Raw genomic sequence first — 20,037 nt, 5'->3', positions numbered from 1 at the left:
CAGCGGTTCCTTCAAATGGGCGTTGTTTCAATCGTGTCAATGCGATGAATGGCCTGCAGGGCCCGAAATTCTTCGATCAGGCGCAGCGCCTGCACCTGGTCGGACATTTGCGAGATACGTTGCGCAGTATCAAGGCTGCGTGCATCCGTGCCCGACAGCAGCGCCTCGACGCTTTTGTTGACCTGCACCACATTTTGCAAGGTGCGGTCGGCCATCCAGGCCGCGACCGTACCCGCAACTTGGCCCCTGACAAGGGCCTCCACCATGCCACCGATCGCCGATCCAGCAAAACGGCTGCGGATCTGAGGCCAGTTTTCGGATTGTGTTTCAAGCACTTGTGCTGCCCGGGCCGCATAGGCCCAAAATGCGCCCTGGTTCATGCGCCCGATATGCCAGGACATATTGTTGACCAGCCATTCCAGCGCCGCCGGACGCAAGGACTGGTCCTCGACCGACAGTCTGCGGCAGATCGTCTCAAAGTGGTCGAAGAAGGCCAGAAACTCGATTCCGGTGGCGCCCATGGTCTGGCCCGGGCGATTGACCCGGTGATGGCACAGGACCGTGTCCTGAAACCGGATCGTGTTGGCCTTGCGGCAAACGTCCCAGTGAAAGGGATTGTCCTCGTAGAAGAAATCACCCTCGGGGAAGCGGATGGCGGTGCGGTTCAGAAAATCGCGGCGATAGAACTTGCGCCATGGCACCGCAATCATCGACAGCGCCACCTTCCGCGCCGTATCCTGGGAGCTCTGACCGTTGGGCAAGTCCGCCCAGCGGTGGATGTCAGAAGGGGCACGCGATTGGCCGGTCGCCTCGTCATATTCCAGATAGTTGCCGATCAGGATATCGGGCCGCGTCGCATCGAACGCGGTCCGGCAGGTCAGAAATCCGGCACGCTCCATCCAGTCATCACCGTCCACGAAGAACACAGCCTCTCGCGAGGCATGGGTCAGTCCGATGTTGGCCGGAATGCCGACGCCGCCGATGGTATTGGTGCCCAGCAAGATCAGTTGCGTGCCAACGTCCGGGCCAAATCCGGCGACAAAGCGCTTTTCGGCCAGCAGATCGGTTGTGTCTGTGGAACCATCATCGACCAGAATGACCTCATCACCGGGACGCAGGCAGCCGACAAGGCTGTTGAGGCATTGCGCGATATAGGGCGCCACGTTGTAGCTGGTGATGATGAAGGAGATGTTCATTTCAGGGCCACCGAGGCCGGCGCCGAACCTGTCACAGACAGCATGCGGTTGATCTTGATCGCAACCGCAGGGTTGCGCAGGGCGATCAGCGTGAAGAACGGCAGCGTCACCCGGCTGAGCAGGAAACCACGCGCCTTGGCCGCGAAGCTGTCGCGCAAGGTGGGGTCCAGCGTGTCCGTGATCCACAGGAAAAGCCGGGTGTAGAATTCAGCGAAGGGTTCCAGAAACTCAAGGCCTCTGGGGTTGCCATCCAGTTCATCCTGCAGGGCTGTCAGCGCCCGAAACACTTCAAACCTTTCGCGGCCGGACCGATTGGTCAGGCGCTTGCCGTCCAGCTCCACGAAATGCTCGCAGCAGACCCGGCGCGAGGTGAGGATGCGCTGCGCTTTGAGAAAGCTCATCCAATGTAATTCAAGGTCGTTGTGAACCGGTATTTCGGTGCAGCGAATGCCTGTTTCACGCAGGAACCCGGTTCGGTAGACTTTGTTCCACGGATAGGCGCTGATTCGGCACAGAAGCGTTGCCCCCTTCATGGCCAAGGGCGTCGGTTTGGCGGTCATGGCTTGGGCGCTGGTCCAAAGCCCTTCGTCCGGCCCCAGTGGGCCAAACCCGCCCTGCGCCCGGATGCGGCTGTCGACGTGACGAAAGATGCAGAAATCGAACTCCTGATCCGCCAGTTCCGGAACCAGTCTGGCGAATTCGGGCAGGAAGAGGTCGTCGGAGTCAAAGAAGATCACGTGGCTGGTGGTGATCCGGTCCAGTGCCCGATTGCGCGCATGTCCTGCACCGCGCTGGTCCGGGCTGCGCAACCACAGGATACGGTCGTCGCGGGCGATTGCCGCTGCAGTCTGATCCGGCAAGCCCAGCGTTTCAGGTCCGGCCGGAGGGTCGGACGCATCATCGGACACGATGATCTGATCGAACACCGCCATCTGCAGCATCTGGGTCAGCAGGCGGCCCAGACCGTCAGGATCATTCCAGACCGGGATGACGACGCAAAGGCTCATATCGAGAACATGCCAAAGTTCAGCAGGGTGACGTCAACGGCGGCCTGATCGAACATCAGGATGATCTCGCGCCACGGCGCCTCACGCGGGACGGCGGTTTCGCGGGTCAGATCAAGGACATCCAGATGCACACTGGGTTCGGCATAAGAGGCTACGGTCTTGCGGAACAAGGTGTCGACAAAGCCCCCCGCCACGCCAGAGCGCAGAGTGATCCGGAAGGTCGTCGATTTCGGCGCTTGCGACCGGCACACCACGCCAAGGATCTGGACCTGCCGCAGATCGGCGGCGCCCAGTTGGAAATGCACACTCATCCATCGCGTCGGACCGTTGGGTGTCAGGCGCAGCGAGAGCAGGTTGCCGGGAGCCGAGGTGATCTTTCCGCTGACGGAAGCATCCGGATCGACCGACAAGAAGACACCGGGAACCAGATCAACCCTGGATTGTGCGGCCTTTTCAAAGGCATCCGCCCGCAACACTGCCAAACTGTGATTAATGCCTGCCTCGGGTCCGAGCAGTAGGTTATCGGCCATCAAACATCCTCACCAAACGCGTCCCGCAGGCCCGGGACGCCACGGTCATCCCCGCGACCCCGCTCTCGTTCGGTATGAACTTTCTAGATCTGCCTTGTCAATAAATGCGCAATACTCACGACGCTCCGTGCCTTTGGATGCTCGTTTGGTGGTGAATGTCAGCCCGTTCGGGCGCGCAGCTTCCGTCGAAAGACGGCGCTGTTGCGTTTATGTTCCGTGCTGCTCTATGTTGCGGGGAAGCGGCTGTATATGAAGTGGACCTTTGCGTTGTCATTGCCTGAAATCGACTTGTCGGCTGGCACTTTCATTGTGATTGGGGCGGGGGCAGCTTCGGGGATTGAGGCGCATCTGGCAGGTCCTGCGGCTCCGGCGAAAGTGGTTCTGGTCGAGCCGCATGAGGCAACCGCACAGTCCCTGATCACCCGCTTGGCGCCTTGGCCGCAGATCAGCGTGCTGGCCGTGGCGATCAGTGCGCAGGGTACCGCAAACGGGGTCCTGCATGTCACCAACAACCTGGCGCATTCCAGTTTGCATCCGGCCTTGCCCGCTTTGCGCAGCTTGTTGCCCGGACTGCGACCGCAGGGGGTGCAACCTGTGGAGGTCTGGTCCGGGGGCCAGTTGCTGGACCGTGTGGGCACAGTGATGCACCCCGTACACCTGAAGATCGACGCCCCCGGTGCCGAACAGGACATCCTGCAGTCCTTGCGGCAATCGGGCCATCTGGACCAGATTGATTCGCTTGATCTGCGCGCGGGTCTGGAGCCGCTCTACGAGGGCGCTGTTGGGTTCGAGGACTTGAAAAGCTGGATGATTCAGGCCGGATTCGTACCGCAAACGGTTGAGACCGAGGATCCGGACTGGCCTGAAATGCGCTTTGTCGCGGATCAGGGGCGGCGTGAGATGCGTCGGAAACTGGCCGAAGCTGACGCCCAAATGGCAGCACAGTCCCGCCAGATCGCCGAGCTTGCCGCTGCGCTGCAGGGGGCAGAAACCAAGCTGGCTGAAGGTGAAGCGGCCTTGCAACGGGCGCGGCACTTGGCGGAAGCCGGGTCGCGGCGCAATGCCGAATTAGAAGGTGCCTTGACCGAGGCGAAGGCCGCCGTGACGGCTGCCACCACGGCGCGAACGGCCTCGGAGGCGAAGATCAAGGAACTGACCGACCTTGCGGCGGGCCGTGCCAGCAAGGTGGCGGAGGTGGAGCGAGCACTTGCTGCCGCCAAGGAAGGTCTTGAGGCCAAGTCGAAGGCCTTGGCTGAGACGGAAGCTGCCGTGGCGGAGGCCAAGGCCGCCGCAGCCAAGGCGGCCGGCGATGCCGCTGCGGCGCGAACGGCCTCGGGGGCGAAGATCAAGGAACTGACCGACCTTGCGGCGGGCCGTGCCAACAAGGTGGCGGAGGTGGAGCGGGCACTTGCTGCGGCCAAGGAAGGTCTTGAGGCCAAGTCGAAGGCCTTGGCCGAAGCAGAAGCTGCCCTGGCTGCGGCCAAAGCGGGCGCGGCAACTGCTGCGACTGCTGCCGCTGCGGCGCGGACCACCTCCGAAGCCAAGCTCAAGGAGCTGACTGACCTGACTGCCGCGGGGACAGCCAAGATTGCCGAACTGGAACGTGCTTTGTCCACGGCCAAACAGACTTTGGACGCGAAGTCGAAATCCCTGAACGAGGCGGAGGCCTTTCTGCGCCGAACGGACGAACAACATCTGGCAGCCGTACAAAAACAGACCGCCTTGATGCGTCGGAATGATGAACTGCACCTTGCGGCGCTGCAAAAGCAAACACGTTTGGCCGAGGCGGCAGAGGCCGAAACCGCGCGGGTCCGTCAGGACCTGCTGATCGCCTTGCGACTTCAGGCGACCGCAGCGGGCGATCTTTGGGCGCTTCAAGCCAAGTTCGCTGAAATGATGGAGGTCAAGGCCCAGCAGGAAGGGCTGCTGCGGCAACTGACACCCCGCCTGCAAGAGGCATCGGCTCATCTGCGCGACTATATGAAACTGCCGCCCCAGCCTTCGATGAATGCGCTGACCGTCACCGAGCCTACCCGTGACAAGAAGAAATCAAAAGGCGCCGGAAAGGGCGGCAAGTCCAAATGAACGATACGCGCGATGCTGAAAATTGGCGCGCCGATGCGGATGGGTCGGCCGATCCGGCCCGCCTTGTGGCGGCTGCACGCGACCGATCTTTGGCGGATAAGGATGCCGTTGCACCGCGGCACAGTCCTCTCGGCACAGTCCTGACGTCTGGCGCATTCCGCCACTTTGACGCAGGAAACCTGCGGGGCTGACCGCGCCGGCCGCCGCAGCGCCCTTGGTGCGCGACCTGCCCATCTGTTCGGGGGCCTTTGCCGGACTGGATTCCCTGATAGAAGTCGAGACCGTCATGCCTCACCTGTCCCGCTTTCGAAACCTGCATGCCGGCAAGCGCTGCGTGATCGTCTGCAACGGCCCGTCGCTCAACCAGATGGACCTCAGTGTGCTGCGGTCCGAGGTGGTGATCGGTCTGAACAAGATCCACCTTGGCCTTGACCGGTTCGGTTTCTATCCCCGCTATCTGGTGGCCGTGAACGCTTTGGTCGTGGAACAATCTCGGCGCGAGCTTGCGGCGATGAGTTGTATCAAGTTCATCGGGGGGCGCGCGGCAGACAAATTGCCACAGGACGCGTTCACCTACCACCTTCCGATTCTGGGGCCGCCGAATGTGTTTTCCCCCGACATCGCCCTTGGCGTGCGCGAGGGGGGCACGGTGACCCATGTGGCCCTGCAGGTGGCCTATTACATGGGGTTCAGCGAAGTCGTGATCATCGGCATGGACCACCGCTATGATTTCAGCGGCAAACCACATCAAAGACAGCGGCTGGAAGGGCCGGATGTGAACCATTTCAGCCCGGACTACTTTTCGGGGCACGACTGGCAAAATCCTGATCTGGCCCGCTCGGAGGACTCCTACGCGGCGGCCCGCAAGGCTTTCGAGGCGGCTGGCCGCCGGATTTTTGATGCAACCCTGGGTGGAGCGTGTCATATTTTCGAGAAAGCTGACCACCGGCGAATCCTTGGCCGACACCCAGACTGAACGGCAGGCTGGGATTTGTGCAGAAACCCTGAGACGCGGCGTCGGTCTGCCCAAAAGCTATGCATTGCCGAACGATTTCGGTTACATTACATGTCGATGGACAACGGATTGCCCCTTTGGTAGTCGCCAGGTTGTATCATTCGGATAGTAAGCCTAGGTGTTATTCGAGTAAGGTTGTGCAAGTGCAGCATAGGGTCGCGCGCGATTGCCCGATCTGTGATCTTTCGTTCTGTGTGCATCGCGTTTCGCCCAGTTGTCCGGAAAGGAGCATAGAATGCGGATCAGCATCGTAATTCGGACGCTCAACGAAGGGCGCTATCTGGACGACCTGCTGGTGATGATCAGCCGGCAGATTCTGGACGGGCATGACATCGAAACCGTGGTGATCGACTCAGGATCGACCGATTCGACCCTGCCGACGGCAGAGCGTCACGGCTGCACCTTGACCTACATCCGCAAAGAAGAGTTCTCGTTCGGACGGTCGTTGAACCTGGGTTGTGCGGTCAGCACCGGCGACATTCTTGTGTTCATTTCCGGCCACTGCATCCCGGTGAGCAACGATTGGCTGCGAACTCTGTGCCAGCCGCTGATCGACGGACGCGTGTCCTATGCCTACGGTCGCCAGATCGGCGACGACGACAGCAACTACAGCGAACGGCGGATCTTCGCGAAATACTACCCCGATGCCACGGCCGTTCCGCAAGAAGGCTTCTTTTGCAACAATGCCAATGCCGCCTTGGTGCGCAGCGTCTGGGAGGCCCATCCCTTCGATGAAACCCTGACCGGGCTTGAGGATATGGAACTGGCCAAGCGGCTGGTATCCAAGGGAATGAAGATCGGCTACGTCGCGCAAGCTCCGGTGTTTCATCACCACACCGAGACCTGGGCTTCGGTCCGGCGCCGCTTCGAGCGTGAGGCGCTGGCCTTGCGCAGCATCATGCCCGAAGTGCATTTGTCGTTCCTTGACGTGTTGCGCTATGTCGTGACCTCTGTCTGTAGCGACTGGGCGGCTTCGGCCCGCAACGGCGTCCGATCGACCTCACCGCTGGATATGATGCGGTATCGTTGGAATCAGTACATCGGCTCTTACAAGGGCAACCATGAACACCGCCGCCTGTCGCAAAGTGCGAAGGAACGGTTTTTCTATCCTCAAATTACTGGAAAGGCAGATCAAGATGACTGGCTTGGGCCGCTGCGTCGCACTTCTCCCCATGAAAGCAAACAGCCAGCGCGTAAAGGGTAAGAACTTCCGCATCCTGCACGGCAAACCGCTGTTCAAGTGGATCCTCGATTCCATGCTGGCCCTGCCGGAGATTGATGAGGTCGTCATCAACACCGATGCCCGCCACATCCTGGCCGAGAATGGCCTGGTGGAGGGCGGACGGGTGCGGATTCGTGACCGCAAGCCTGAACTGTGTGGCGATACCGTCTCGATGAACCTGATCCTGAAAGATGACATCGCAGCCGTGCCGGCCGACATGTACCTGATGACGCACACCACCAACCCGATGCTGGGGGCTCAAACCATACGGGCTGCCATTGACGCCTACCGGGCCGGCGTCGCGGCAGGCACAGCGGATTCGTTGTTCACCGTCAACCGGTTCCAGACCCGGTTTTATCGGGCCGATGGCAGCGCCGTGAACCATGACCCTGCCAACCTGATCCAGACGCAGGATCTGGAACCCTGGTTTGAAGAGAATTCAAACCTTTACATCTTCTCGCGCGACAGCTTCCATGCGTCCAACGCCCGGATCGGCAAGAAGCCGATCCTGTACCCGATGTCCAAGCTTGAGGCGGTCGACATCGACACGCCCGAAGATTGGGCGATTGCCGAGGCCTTTGCGGGCCATTCCCTTGCCAACCAGAGTGCAGCTGAATGATGAAGCGTAATTCCTTTGAAGTCCTTGTAACCTGCCCGCCGATGCTGGGGCAGATCAGCCGGTTCACCGAATTCGCGGCCGAGCGCGGCATTCGGCTGGTGCCGGCCAAGGTGACGCAAACCCTGTCGGTGCCCGAACTGCTGGAAGTTGTTCCGGGATACGACGGCTGGATCATCGGCGACGACCCGGCGACGCGTGAGGTGTTCACCAAGGCCAGGGCGGGCAAGCTGAAGGCGGCGGTCAAATGGGGCATCGGGGTCGACAACGTCGATTTCGCGGCTTGCAAGGAACTGGATATCCCGATCATCAACACGCCGATGATGTTCGGCACCGAGGTGGCGGATGTCGCCACAGGCTATGTGATTGGCCTTGCCCGCCAATTGTTCGTGATTGACCGGGGCGTGCGGGCAGGAACCTGGCCGAAGCCGGCCGGCATCAGCCTTCTGGGGCGTACCGTGGGCGTCGTGGGTCTGGGCGACATCGGTCGCAACACCGTGCGTCGGATGCAGGCCCTTGGCCTGAAGGTTGTGGCCTATGATCCTGGCGTCGACGGTGACGCAGGCATTGCCGGTCTCGAGCGCGCGGTCTGGCCCGCCGAAGTGGAGCGCCTGGATTTCCTGGTGTTCACCTGTGCGCTGAACAAGCACAATTTTCACATGCTGAATGCCGAAGTGCTGGCCAAGACCAAGGCCGGACTGCGCGTGGTCAACGTGGCGCGTGGCCCGCTGATCGACGAACCGGCCCTGATTGCCGCCTTGCAATCGGGCCACGTCCACTCCGCCGCTCTCGACGTCTTCGAGGAGGAGCCTCTGCCGATGGACAGCCCCCTGCGCAGCATGGACCGCTGCATCTTCGGAACCCACAACGGCTCCAACACCGTCGATGCGGTGATCCGCGCCAGCTACGAGGCCATCGAACGGCTGGCAGGGTTTTTGAACGAATGAAAGAAGTAATTCTGCCAACAGTCTTTATCTATCCTGCGCTTACAGATCAGCTGCAGGCCAATGACCTTGTATCTCGACTTGCTTGGTACATGTCACCCTATTTGGACAAGATTGGATCTATCCTTCTGACATGCCCAAACTACGCATGGATCGCTGGTTCAACCCTCGCACCGCACATGGCAACCGAGATCGAGGAACTGATTTCTCCATTAATTTCTAAAATCAGAATTGTTCCTGAAAGCGATCTGGTACAGAGAGTTCTGGATGGAGACCGGAAGCGCGACGTATTTATGCTGGTCGATTCGCGTGCAGAGAAGACAATGTCGCAGCCCCTAACAGAAGCGAAGGCGGGATACACTGCCAATGCAGGGTTCTATAGAGTTGATCCGGTGCGCACGCGTCAGGAGGGATCGTTCTTCTTATGGGCCGGGCTTAACAAATTCTCTGAACCCAAGGTGCTCATTGAAAAGAACAGGCTTCGACTAGCGGAAATGGCGGCTGAAGTCGGGCATTTTCCGAAAGCCTTTGTATTCGGCACGGGCCCAAGCTTCAGCGAATATGTCGAGAGTCATGAATTCGACGGTGACCTTTGCATTGTTGCTAATTCGATTGTCAAGAACAAATCCGCGATGGATAAGCTGAAACCACGGATCATTTGTGCCGCCGATCCGATCTATCACGCCGGATGTTCGTCGTACGCGGGTGCATTTCGTCAGGCATTGTTGGAGGCATTGGAGCAGACTGGAGCATGGTTCGTATGCCCGCTGCGCGATTCTGGCATATATCGGGCTTTTCTTCCTGAAAAACTTGCTGATCGCATGGTCTGTGTACCTTTTGACTCTAAAGTTGCAATTCCGACGGATTTAACTGTATCATTCCACATCAATCCTTTCCCTAATGTCTTAACTTTGTTGCTTTTGCCCTTGGCAGCAACTTTCTCAGATAGCATCCATGTGGTCGGTTGTGACGGCAGACGTCTACTGGACGATTCTTTCTTCTGGTCGCATGACAAAAAAGTTCAGTTCAATGATCAGATGGCTGAAATACAGGCCGCTCATCCAGGATTCTTCGCAATCGACTACAATGATTACTATCTGGATCATTGCCGCGATCTGGAGAAAGTCATTGTTGCGTTGGAGGAGGCTGGGCGCGTTGTCGTCTCGGATACACCTTCTCTTATACCGGCCCTGAACGCGCGCGAACGGCGCGACTCGGCAAAGGGCTTGTGTACATTCGTTATGATCGATCCCGATGCGAAGGACGATTGGGGACATTTCCTGGCCTACGATGCGCGACTTGCAAGTGCAGCGAAAGAAGCAGGTGTCGACTTTTATATTATATGTCGAAAGGAATTGGAGGAGCGATTTCGCCCATCGGATTGCGCGGCGCTGATTCGGGTTTTTACTGTTAATAGTTGGACCATCGGAAATAAGAAACCTGCAGAGCGTGCAAATTTATTGCGATTTGCGACGGAGTTGGATGAGGGAATTAGGAGGATAGAGGCGATTGTTGCGAGCGGGGATATTTGCCTGTTCTTCTACGTAGGAAGCCTTGAGGCGGCAGAACTCATTGAATTCCTGCTTGCAGAACACCCGCGCCTTCATGCTGTCGTGAATCTTTTCTGGTCATATGCGCATGATCAGAAGAATCTCGAATACATTGAACGTTGGCGTCTTGTTGCGCGCCGAATCAATGCTCACCCCCGACTCCACCTGATGCATTCAACCGAGCAAATCGCGAATGAGTTCCGCGACGATTGGAATATTGAACTTCCTGTTCTTGAACATCCCAGTACTACTTTTTCCGATACTATTGCCCGGCAGCTTGCTGCTGGCCGCATTGCCGTGCGCTCTTCTGCCTTAGAGACGCGATTTCGTATCGTATTCCCTGGTGGGGCCCGCGCGGAGAAAGGCTTTGTTCTCAGCGTCGGCACCGTGGATCGACTTCGTGGCGCCGCAGGTTTGGATATTGTGCTCAGAGCTAGGGTGGATCAGGTTTCAGGGGCTGTCCTGAAGAAGGCTTATGACGGTCTTGACAAATCGGGGATCGAAATATTGGACGCTGATCTTTCCGATCACCAGTTCATCGATATGATCGAAGGTGCCGATATTGTTGTGATCCCTTACCTTGCGGATGCGTTTCGGCGCCGAACGTCCGGGATCCTAGTGGACGCAATGTTGTTAGGGAAACCTGTCGTAGTCTTGCAGGACACTTGGTTGGCGGATGTCGTGAAGGCAGAGGAGATAGGAGTCTGCGCTTCACCAACTGTGGATGGGATTGTTGCCGCGATATCTGAAGTTGTCGATAATTATGATCGTTTTTTAGCTAGTATAGAGCGATCTCGCATCGCTTATTTGGAAAGGAACTCTTGGCGTTCTTTAATACAATCTGTATTTAAAATCGCATCTCCTGGGATATTGCGGAACATTCTGTCTGCAGATTTGGCGCGATCAAGGCGGCGAGAGGTTTTGCCGGTGCCGTTGGGACATCCTTCGAATACTCAATTGGAACTGGATCAACTCCGCAAGAGTTTTGCGGACTTGACCAAGTATGCCGAGGAAATGAGCAAGCGTTTGGATGGTGGTAGTGCGGTGCCAGGAGAATTGGCCGATGGCGTGGACATGCTGGAACGATGGAACGTCGTAAGTGACTATTCGTCTGCGCGGCTCTTGTTGACATCCGTGGGGTCTGGCCTCTTGACCCGTTCAGAGGAGATGAGGGCTCGTCTTAAGACGGATAGCAAATTGCAGGCAGCAGTAACCGCCGCATTGGCCGCACTTCCAGACGGAGATCCGCACAAGGTTCAGTTTGTCCGGGTGCGAGAACGCTTCGCCAAGTAGGATATTCTTGCTTTTCAGGGCTATCACGCTGACCTGCCCCCCTCAGTTGTCCCTCGTTCACAACGAGAGACCATTCTTGATCGCGGTTGGCGGCCGGCGGGGCAAGTGAGCCGGCCGCGGAGCCCCAAGCTGGCTCGAGCGACGGGCGCACTTCTACCGAGTTCTCAGTGCTGAGTGGGGAATGCGGCCGCACGTTGTTGTAACCTTAGCGCCGAAGGGCCAGCTTGCGGCCAGCATCGGCCAGGCTGTCGAATATCGTCTCATTGATGCATTCGTCGCGTCGGCTGCCTTTGAATCTGGGGATGGATCAGAAAACAGTCCAGTGGGGGCTATTGAAAAAGCCCCATGTCTCTGATTCACTTGACAGAACAGAGATTTTGAGGCAGCTATACGTGTTCGGAAAGAAGCCGGGCAACTGGAGCTTTTTATCACCGGGGCGTTGCGGAGGCTGATCCCTGATGACCATGTGTGGTCAGGGTCAATAAGGTTCCTGATCTTGGGTGGCTTCGCGTTGAAGTGGCCGACCTCTATTTTGCTGACAATGGCCGTCCCTGCATCGATCCCGAGGTTGCCGTGCGGCTGACGCTGGAAGGCTTCCTGATGGGGGTCGTTCTAGAACGTAGATTGATGCGAGAAGCGCAGGATAATCTCGCGATCCGCAGGTTCGTCGGTTATGCCTTGCACGAGGCGTTGCCGGATCACTCCTTGCTGGCCCACATCCGGCAACGCTGGGGCGAAGACGTCTTCCACTAGGTTTTCACGCGTCGGGTGCGGCAGTGCCAGAGAACCGGGTTGGTTTCGGCGGAGACCGTTCGCATCGACGGCAGTCTGATCCGGGCGATTGTCAGCATGGACGCATTGGTCTCGCTCCATCTGGACGCGGTTGAGGCGACCCACGACGACGCCAATGACTGAACCGCCGCGGGTTTGCCGGAGGGCAAAACTCTCGGAGAATTGCCCGTTATGGAACATGCACAAAAGAAGAAGACGTCGAAGCCGTATTCACCCAAGTTCCGCGAACGCGCGGTTCGGCTTTTGCTGGAACACCGCAATGAGTGTCAAAGCGAAACTGCGGCGCTGACGGCGATTGCAGGCAAATTGGGTTGTTCGCCGGACAGCCTTTGCGTTTGGGTGCGTCAGGCCCAGCGTGATGGTGGCGAACGGCCAGGTCTGACCAGTGCCGATAAAGATCGGATCAAGGAGTTGGAGCGGGAAGTGCGCGAACTGCGCCAGGCCAACGAGATACTGAAGAAGGCATCAGCATATATTGCGGTGGCGGAGCTCGACCGCCCGTTTCGCAAGTGACTGCTTTCATTGAAAAACATAGGGGACAGTTCGGGGTCGAGCCGATGTGCTAACTACTGCAAATCGCCCAGTCTACCTATTATGAGCGTCGCGCCATCGGGCGTGATCCTGATCGTGCTTCGGCTCGGGCAAAGTCTGACGCGGATCTCTGCATCAAGATCGATGCAGCTTGGAAAGACAGCCGCAAGTTCCATGGGGCACGGAAGATCTGGCATGTTTTGCTCAGAGACAATCAGGACGTCGCGCGATGCGCAGTAGAGCGGTTGATGCGCGATTTGGGCCTCAAAGGTGTGCTTCGGGGCAAAAAGGTCATCACCACGAACCCTGACACATCGCAGCCGTGCCCAGATGACAAGGTGAACCGGCTGTTCATGGCAGACCGTCCGAACAAGCTGTGGGCTTTAGATTTCACCTATGTGCAAACTTGGTCTGGGACGGTCTACGTAGCATTCGTGATCGATGTGTTTGCGCGTCGTATCGTCGGCTGGCGTGCCTCGACCTCGATTAAGACACAGTTCGTGCTTGACGCACTTGAGCAAGCGATCTGGCAAAGAAAGACGCCAGATAACAAGAGCTTGGTTCATCATTCGGATCGTGGTTCCCAATACTTGTCCGTCAAGTATACTGAGCGCCTGGCCGAGGCAGACATCGATCTTTCAGTCGGCACCGTCGGCGATGCCGATGATAATGCCCTTGCCGAATGCGTGATCGGCCTTTTCAAAACCGAGGTCATCAACCAGATCGGCCCATGGAAATCAATTCGCGAGGTCGAATGGGAAACCTTGAAATGGGTCGATTGGTATAACAATCGCCGCCTTCTAGGTCCAATCGGTTACATCCCGCCCGCAGAAGTAGAGGAGGCGTTCTATGCAAACCTGAACTCACTCGATATGATCGCATAGTCATTGAACAAACCACCCTCCGGTAAACCCGGAGCGGTTCAGTCTCAACATGCTGAGCTGCCGTCGGCGGCTCGGTGGCCAACGAGACTTCTACGAAGCGTTGGTTCGCCGCAGTCGGGTTGGGCTTGCGGACCCACTTTGACACCAGCCCAGGCGTGGCGCCGAGTTCCCTGGCAATGTCCGAAATACTGCTGCCTGACGCGACTCTTTCTGCCGCGGTCCTTTTGATTTCATCCGACCAAACCCGTCGGTCGGTCTCGCCGAGTGGGACCTCAAGCCCCCATATACGCGTTCCTGAAAGTGTTTCGTCCTGCACCCCTGCCTCCGTTTTCCAGACGGGCCGATTGTCGCAGAACCCCTATTTTATTGAAACATGGGGTGTATACACCGCTTACGTTGCACCTTAGTGATCAAAGCAGCAGAACCAGACCGCGACAGGTCGAGGGGGTTCTTGGGCAGGTGCAAAGCTTGACTGATAGCACTAGGATCAAGGTCGAAACGGTCGCCAATGGAATTGAAGCGAGCCAGAACGCAGCCCAGGGATATGTTTCGTGCCGTCTGTGCTGGCCAAGCGCTGCAAAACATGGCGCTTGGCCCAAAATTCTATCAGGATCGACTATCCGGCACTTTGGCGAGCCCCAAAATACATCACACAAGGCTGCTCGCAGGCGGAACTCGTCCTTTTCGCTACAATGTCGTATTACTCTTGCGAAGTATCTTTGGATGGATAAAAGTTGCTCTCTGGTGGTGGGGCGATGTCATAGGAAGTGTCGTGGCACTTAGGCCTTTCGGCTGGAGGGACGCTCGACACTGTTTGGCCGAGCACTTGACCCGTTCGGCGCGAAAATGGAACGAGAATGATGAAAAAAGCTTTGATCACTGGTGTAACAGGACAAGATGGCTCTTATCTGGCAGAATTCCTATTGGAAAAGGGCTATGAGGTGCATGGAATTAAGCGCCGCGCCTCGCTATTCAACACCCAACGGGTGGACCACATCTATCAAGACCCCCACATCGACAATGCGCTCTTTCGCCTTCATTACGGTGATCTGACCGACAGTTCCAACCTGACGCGGATCCTTTCGGAAGTGCAGCCAGACGAGGTGTATAATCTAGGAGCGCAATCCCACGTCGCAGTCAGTTTCGAGGCACCTGAATACACTGCAGATGTCGACGCAATGGGTACTTTGCGTCTCTTGGAAGCGATTCGGTTCCTGAAACTGGAAGAAAAGACTCGCTTCTATCAGGCATCCACTTCCGAGCTCTTCGGGCTTGTTCAGGAAACGCCACAAACAGAAAAGACCCCCTTCTATCCGCGATCGCCCTATGCTGCGGCAAAACTATACGCATACTGGATTGCAGTTAACTACCGCGAGGCCTACGGAATCTACGCATGCAACGGCATCTTGTTCAATCATGAGAGCCCCCGCCGCGGGGAAACCTTCGTGACGCGTAAGATCACGCGAGGTTTGTCCAACATCGCAATGGGACTGGAAGATTGCCTTTACATGGGCAACATTGATTCACTGCGTGACTGGGGCCACGCTAAAGACTATGTTCGTATGCAGTGGATGATGCTGCAGCAGGATGTTCCAGAGGACTTTGTCATAGCCACTGGCAAACAATACTCAGTGCGGGAATTCATTTCTTGGGCGGCCGCCGATCTGGGCATTACCCCTTCATTTCAGGGTACTGGGATTGATGAAGTTGCAATTGTCGAAAAAATAGTGGGCGATCTTGCTCCAATGGTGCGCGAAGGCCAGACCATAATGCGTATCGACCCTCGTTATTTCCGTCCCGCAGAGGTGGAAACACTGCTCGGGAATCCAAGTAAGGCAAAGGAGAAGCTAGGATGGGAACCAGTGATTACGGCGCGAGAAATGTGCGCGGAAATGGTAAAACATGATCACACTGCAGCGCGGCGTCACGCACTTCTAAAGACTCATGGGCTGAATGTACCTGTCAGCCTGGAAAGCTGAAGTCCATGGGCCGATCGTGTCAACTTACTTTGTATGCCCTGCATCGTTTGACCTAAACACGTGTGGTCCCACAACTCAAGCATTCAAAAGTTGGAACTCAGCATGACTAAGATTTACATTGCAGGCCATCGCGGCATGGTCGGAAGCGCTATTCTGCGTCGTCTTCAGGTGCGCAGAAATGCGGGCGAAAATATTGAGATCATCATCCGGACAAGCGCAGAGTTGGACCTTACAGACCAAGCCGCCGTGCGTGATTTCTTCCAGGACACAAGGCCTGATGTCGTCATCCTTGCTGCTGCCAAAGTGGGTGGCATCCACGCTAACAATACATTCCCGGCTCAATTCATCTATGAAAATCTGATGATCGAAGCCAATGTCATCCATCAAGCCTATCTTTGCGGTGTCAAACGGCTCTTGCAACTAGGTTCTTCATGTATCTATCCGAAGGAAGCCCCGCAGCCTATGCGGGAGGAATCGCTTCTTACTGGCACTCTGGAGCCGACGAATGAGCCTTATGCAGTCGCCAAGATCGCCGGGATCAAGCTGTGTGAAAGCTACAACCGTCAGTATGGCGTGGACTTTCGCTCTGTCATGCCCACAAATCTATATGGTCCAGGGGATAATTTCCACCCTCAGAATAGCCATGTGATGCCTGCATTGATCCGCCGCTTTCACGAAGCAGTGGCCGAGGGCCGGGAAGAGGTAACGATTTGGGGTTCAGGAATGCCGCGGCGGGAATTTCTGCATGTCGATGACATGGCCGAAGCGAGCCTTTTCGTTCTGGACCTGCCAGTGCAGGTCTATGCATCAGAGACCCAGCCGATGCTAAGCCACATTAACGTTGGAACGGGCACAGACGTGAGCATTCGTGAACTGGCGGAGATTATCGCAGAAGTTTCGGGTTTCTACGGCCGCATCAGATTCGATGCCTCCAAGCCCGACGGTGTTATACGCAAGCTCATGGAAGTCTCACGGCTCGCTTGTTTAGGTTGGCACGCCACTGTAAATTTACGGACTGGCATCACTGCAACCTATCAATGGTACCAAGACGAGTTGAAATCTGGTATGGGCCCTCGCCTTTGAGAAAGCTTCTGGCGCATCAATAATTATTTTAACGAATATTTCAATGAATTTTTATTATTATATCGGATTGATTTGAATGAGAGAAGCGAATTTGCGTTGGGTAATCCCCCCATTCTTAACGGGGTGCATCCGTAGAACTTACGCGGCCATTTTCAGTTTCTGGGCGGGTGTGATGCCGCCGATGCCCATGTTCGGGCGGTCGTTGTTGTAAGTCCAGAGCCATTGTGTGGCGAAGTCTTGGGCCTCCTCGATGGTTTCGATGATGTATTGGTCGAGCCATTCATGCCTGACGGTGCGGTTGTAGCGCTCGATATAGGCGTTCTGTTGGGGCTGTCCGGGTTGGATGTGCTGGATCGTGATCCCCCGCTCCTCGGCCCAGATCAGCAGCTTGCCACTGATGTATTCGGGGCCATTGTCGACGCGAATAGTGCCGGGCTTTCCCCGCCATTCGATGATCCTGTTCAGGGTCCGGATCACGCGCTCGGCCGGCAGCGAGAAGTCGATCTCGATGCCCAAGCCTTCGCGGTTGAAATCGTCCAGCACGTTCAGCAGCCGAAACGCCCTGCCATCCCCCAACCGATCAGCCATGAAGTCCATTGACCAGGTCATGTTCGGAGCCTCAGGCACCGCCAGCACCTCTGGTTTGTCGCGCTTCAGCCGCTTGCGGGGTTTGATCCGCAGGTTCAGTTCAAGGGCACAGTAGATGCGGTAAACCCGTTTGTGGTTCCACGGATGCCCCTTCACGTTGCGCAGGTGCAGGAAACAGAGGCCAAAGCCCCAGGTTTTGCGGGCATCGGTCAGCCCGACGAGCAGATCGGCAATCTCCTCGTTCTCGTCCTTCAGCTTCGGGCTGTAGCGATAGCAGGTCTCGCTGACCCCAAAGGCCCTGCAGGCCAGCGCAATGCTGACACCTCGTCGCGCCACCGCTTTCTCGGCCATCTCGCGGCGTTGAGATGGCCGATCTATTTTTTTCCAAGGGCTTCCTTGAGCAAATCCGCCCGCATGCTCAGGTCGGCATACATCCGCTTCAGCCGCCGGTTCTCCTCTTCCATGGCCTTCATCTGGCTGATCAGCGACGCGTCCATGCCGCCATACTTCGCCCGCCACTTGTAAAACGACGCCGAGCTCATGCCATGCGCCCGGCACAACTCGGCCACCGGCATCCCGCCTTCGGCCTGACGCAGGATCGCAAGGATCTGCGCTTCAGTGTATCTGCGTAATCACCCGGTTGGGACCGCCTGCCAGAATGGTCAGTTACGGGGTAAGGCACGTGCATAACGACGTCGTTAGCGACGTGTCTTATGCGGAGGCTGGTGATGCGTGGCGATGTTCTAGGTCTTGAGCGGCGGCGGCGGTGGCGGGATGAGGACAAGGTCAGAATTGTCGCGTCTGTAGGTGTGGGTGGCGTGACGGTGACGCAGCTTGCGCATCATCATGAGGTCACGCGGCAGCAGATTTATTCTTGGCGGCATGAGTTGAAGAAGAAGGGTTTGTGGCCGCTGTCGTCCGGAGTGGCGTTTTTGCCGGTAGATATATCAGACCTGCGCGAGCCGCCGGAGGCCCAAGCAGCTATACCAATAGCGCCCTCGATGGTTGAAGTCCGGTTGCGGAACGGACGCTCCCTGCACTTCGACGGCAAGATGGATGCGGCTATCTTGGCGAGGCTGCTCCAGGTGGTGGAGACGGCATGATAGCGCCAGGGACTGGCGTTCGTGTCTATCTGGCGTGTGGTGCCACAGATATGCGCAAAGGCATCGAGGGCCTGGCGGCGTTGACGTGAGGCATGTGCTGCGCCAGAAGCCGACAGGGGGTGCGGTTTTTGCGTTTCGGGGGCGCATGGGTGACCGGTTGAAACTGCTTTATTGGGATGGGCAGGGCTTTTGCCTTTACTACAAGGTGCTCCAGAAGGGCCGCTTTCCATGGCCGACCGCTGGTGATGGCGCGGTGCGCCTGACCTCGGCCCAGCTGGCGATGTTGTGGGAAGGGATCGACTGGCGCAGGCCGGATTGGGGTGCGCCGCCTGCTCGTGTCGGGTGATTTACCGGTCTGAATACCCTTGTTTTTATGGTGTTTTGGCCTGACTTGTGGTAGTCAGTCGCATGTCCGGCGACGCCCAAAATCTCTCTGATGACCCCGCCGCGCTGAAGGCGATGATCGCGATTTTGCAGGCGGAGAACGCCAAGATATCCGCCACCTTGCGCGCCCATGATCAGCTGATCCAAGCCCTCCGGCTGCGCATCGCCAAGCTCAGGAAGCAGGTCTTTGGCCAGTCCTCGGAAAAGATCGAACGCGAGATCGAACAACTCGAACTGGCGCTTGAAGACCTGATGATCGCTGCGGCAGAAACGGATGCCGCACCGGTCAATGAGACGGATACGCTGGCACCGCCGACGCTGATCGCGGCCGAGGGGGTCATGCGCCGTCGTCCGCGCGTGTCGGCAAATGCTGTCCGTGAACGCCGGGAACTCGATCCCGGCACCTGCTGCCCCGATTGCGGTGGCGATCTGCGCTTGGTCGGCGAGGATGTCAGTGAAATGCTTGACATGATCGCGGCGCAGATGAAGCTCGTTCAAATCGCCCGCCTGAAGAAATCCTGCCGCCGCTGCGAAAAGATGGTGCAGGTGCCGGCCCCCAGTCGCCCGATTGACGGCAGCATGGCCGGCGCGGGTCTGTTGGCCCATGTGTTGGTCTCCAAATTCGATGACCACCTGCCTTTGTATCGCCAGAATGAGATCTTCGCTCGATTGGGAGCCGATATCCCTGACAGCACGCTGGTCGATTGGTGCGGGAGAGCCTGCAAGGTGCTCGCCCCCTTGGCTGACCGGATCGCAACCAGGATCATGGCCAGCGATCTCCTGCACGCTGACGACACTCCGATCCGGGTTCTGGACCCATCCATGCGCGACAAGGGTCTGGGCAAGGGCGTCAGGAAAGGCAGGATCTGGGCCTATGTCCGCGATCAGCGCCCTTGGGCGGGAGCAGCGCCGCCCGGGGCGGTCTATTACTTCGCCGCAGACTGGAAGGAAGAGCACGTCCACGAGCATCTCAAACAAACCCGAGGCATCCTCCAGGCTGATGGTTACAAGGGCTATGCCAAGCTTTACGACCCCGAACCTGATGGGACTGCCCGGTTCCGAGAAGCAGCCTGTTGGGCGCATCTGCGCCGTGACTTCCACGACATCTGGGCTGCCACCAAATCCGAGATTGCCCGAGAGGCTCTGGACCGGATTGGCGCCCTCTATGACATAGAACGCGAGATCACGGGCCAACCTGCTGACCTGCGCCTTGCGGCGCGCAGGAAGCACAGTCG

15 protein-coding genes, 3 pseudogenes and 1 other annotated feature are annotated in these 20,037 nt (G+C 57.6%); of the genes and pseudogenes, 13 read left to right on the top strand and 5 right to left on the bottom strand.

Features of this window, described 5'->3' with window-relative positions; translation table 11 throughout:
- Nucleotides 1-11: 11 nt before the first annotated feature.
- From AC1Y2B_RS14885 to AC1Y2B_RS14875, 3 genes are read right to left on the bottom strand one after another with little or no spacing between them, the layout of a single operon-like run.
- Nucleotides 12-1,196: a glycosyltransferase family 2 protein gene (locus AC1Y2B_RS14885; protein ID WP_482253892.1), complete on the bottom strand. Its 1,185-nt coding sequence runs from the start codon at nucleotides 1,194-1,196 to the stop codon at nucleotides 12-14.
- Complete coding sequence (locus AC1Y2B_RS14880) at nucleotides 1,193-2,203, bottom strand: glycosyltransferase family 2 protein (RefSeq protein ID WP_482253891.1); 1,011 nt, start codon at nucleotides 2,201-2,203, stop codon at nucleotides 1,193-1,195. The genes AC1Y2B_RS14885 and AC1Y2B_RS14880 overlap by 4 nt, the downstream gene beginning before the upstream one ends.
- Nucleotides 2,200-2,733: a hypothetical protein gene (locus tag AC1Y2B_RS14875; protein ID WP_482253890.1), complete on the bottom strand. Its 534-nt coding sequence runs from the start codon at nucleotides 2,731-2,733 to the stop codon at nucleotides 2,200-2,202. Before AC1Y2B_RS14875 ends, AC1Y2B_RS14880 begins: the two co-directional genes overlap by 4 nt.
- A gap of 249 nt (nucleotides 2,734-2,982) precedes the next feature.
- Here AC1Y2B_RS14875 and AC1Y2B_RS14870 point away from each other — a divergent pair, with 249 nt between their 5' ends.
- From AC1Y2B_RS14870 to AC1Y2B_RS14835, 8 genes and pseudogenes are all read left to right on the top strand, one after another.
- Complete coding sequence (locus AC1Y2B_RS14870) at nucleotides 2,983-4,818, top strand: class I SAM-dependent methyltransferase (protein WP_482253889.1); 1,836 nt, start codon at nucleotides 2,983-2,985, stop codon at nucleotides 4,816-4,818.
- 286 nt (nucleotides 4,819-5,104) lie between these two features.
- A complete protein-coding gene (locus AC1Y2B_RS14865) occupies nucleotides 5,105-5,794 on the top strand; it encodes a 6-hydroxymethylpterin diphosphokinase MptE-like protein (RefSeq protein ID WP_482253888.1) in 690 nt (229 codons plus the stop codon).
- A 274-nt stretch (nucleotides 5,795-6,068) separates the two neighbouring features.
- Nucleotides 6,069-7,037 carry a glycosyltransferase family 2 protein gene (locus AC1Y2B_RS14860; protein WP_482253887.1) on the top strand — a complete coding sequence of 323 codons (969 nt, stop codon included), beginning with the start codon at nucleotides 6,069-6,071 and terminating at the stop codon, nucleotides 7,035-7,037.
- The gene (locus tag AC1Y2B_RS14855) at nucleotides 7,006-7,674 is read left to right on the top strand and encodes an acylneuraminate cytidylyltransferase family protein (protein WP_482253886.1); all 669 of its coding nucleotides are present in this window, start codon (nucleotides 7,006-7,008) and stop codon (nucleotides 7,672-7,674) included. Before AC1Y2B_RS14860 ends, AC1Y2B_RS14855 begins: the two co-directional genes overlap by 32 nt.
- Complete coding sequence (locus tag AC1Y2B_RS14850; protein ID WP_482253885.1) at nucleotides 7,674-8,618, top strand: phosphoglycerate dehydrogenase; 945 nt, start codon at nucleotides 7,674-7,676, stop codon at nucleotides 8,616-8,618. Before AC1Y2B_RS14855 ends, AC1Y2B_RS14850 begins: the two co-directional genes overlap by 1 nt.
- Nucleotides 8,615-11,458, top strand: coding sequence for a glycosyltransferase family protein (locus tag AC1Y2B_RS14845; RefSeq protein WP_482253884.1), 2,844 nt, complete (start codon nucleotides 8,615-8,617; stop codon nucleotides 11,456-11,458). The genes AC1Y2B_RS14850 and AC1Y2B_RS14845 overlap by 4 nt, the downstream gene beginning before the upstream one ends.
- A gap of 388 nt (nucleotides 11,459-11,846) precedes the next feature.
- Nucleotides 11,847-12,364: pseudogene (locus AC1Y2B_RS14840) on the top strand (transposase); the annotation flags it as partial.
- Between the two features lie 57 nt (nucleotides 12,365-12,421).
- Nucleotides 12,422-13,665 (top strand): annotated as a pseudogene (locus tag AC1Y2B_RS14835) (IS3 family transposase).
- Nucleotides 12,718-12,834 (top strand) — a sequence feature (AL1L pseudoknot). (Overlaps the previous pseudogene by 117 nt.)
- A gap of 133 nt (nucleotides 13,666-13,798) precedes the next feature.
- Here the strand turns inward: AC1Y2B_RS14835 and AC1Y2B_RS14830 are convergent.
- Nucleotides 13,799-13,981 (bottom strand): annotated as a pseudogene (locus AC1Y2B_RS14830) (transposase); the annotation flags it as partial.
- A 544-nt stretch (nucleotides 13,982-14,525) separates the two neighbouring features.
- Here AC1Y2B_RS14830 and gmd point away from each other — a divergent pair.
- The gene (gmd, locus tag AC1Y2B_RS14825; protein WP_482253944.1) at nucleotides 14,526-15,644 is read left to right on the top strand and encodes a GDP-mannose 4,6-dehydratase; all 1,119 of its coding nucleotides are present in this window, start codon (nucleotides 14,526-14,528) and stop codon (nucleotides 15,642-15,644) included.
- Nucleotides 15,645-15,746: 102 nt separating this feature from the next.
- Nucleotides 15,747-16,727 carry a GDP-L-fucose synthase gene (gene fcl, locus AC1Y2B_RS14820; protein ID WP_482253883.1) on the top strand — a complete coding sequence of 327 codons (981 nt, stop codon included), beginning with the start codon at nucleotides 15,747-15,749 and terminating at the stop codon, nucleotides 16,725-16,727.
- A 138-nt stretch (nucleotides 16,728-16,865) separates the two neighbouring features.
- Here the strand turns inward: fcl and AC1Y2B_RS14815 are convergent.
- Nucleotides 16,866-17,923, bottom strand: a protein-coding gene (locus tag AC1Y2B_RS14815) for an IS3 family transposase (protein WP_482253943.1) whose coding sequence is annotated in 2 segments (ribosomal slippage) — nucleotides 16,866-17,692 and nucleotides 17,692-17,923 — 1,059 coding nt in all. Because the reading frame shifts where the segments join, the coding sequence is not laid out codon by codon here.
- A 120-nt stretch (nucleotides 17,924-18,043) separates the two neighbouring features.
- Between AC1Y2B_RS14815 and tnpA the strand changes: the two genes are divergently transcribed.
- From tnpA to tnpC, 3 genes are all read left to right on the top strand, one after another.
- Entirely contained in the window at nucleotides 18,044-18,418 is a 375-nt protein-coding gene (tnpA, locus tag AC1Y2B_RS14810) for an IS66-like element accessory protein TnpA (protein ID WP_482253882.1), read from the top strand.
- Entirely contained in the window at nucleotides 18,372-18,764 is a 393-nt protein-coding gene (tnpB, locus tag AC1Y2B_RS14805) for an IS66 family insertion sequence element accessory protein TnpB (protein ID WP_482253881.1), read from the top strand. Before tnpA ends, tnpB begins: the two co-directional genes overlap by 47 nt.
- A 62-nt stretch (nucleotides 18,765-18,826) precedes the next feature.
- A partial coding sequence (gene tnpC / locus AC1Y2B_RS14800) for an IS66 family transposase (protein ID WP_482253880.1) occupies nucleotides 18,827-20,037 on the top strand: 1,211 nt, incomplete at its 3' end.

The sequence above is a fragment of the Stagnihabitans sp. genome (assembly GCF_964946895.1).
The sequence above is the reverse complement of the archived record's forward strand: the minus strand, read 5'-3'. Positions and strand labels throughout refer to the sequence as shown.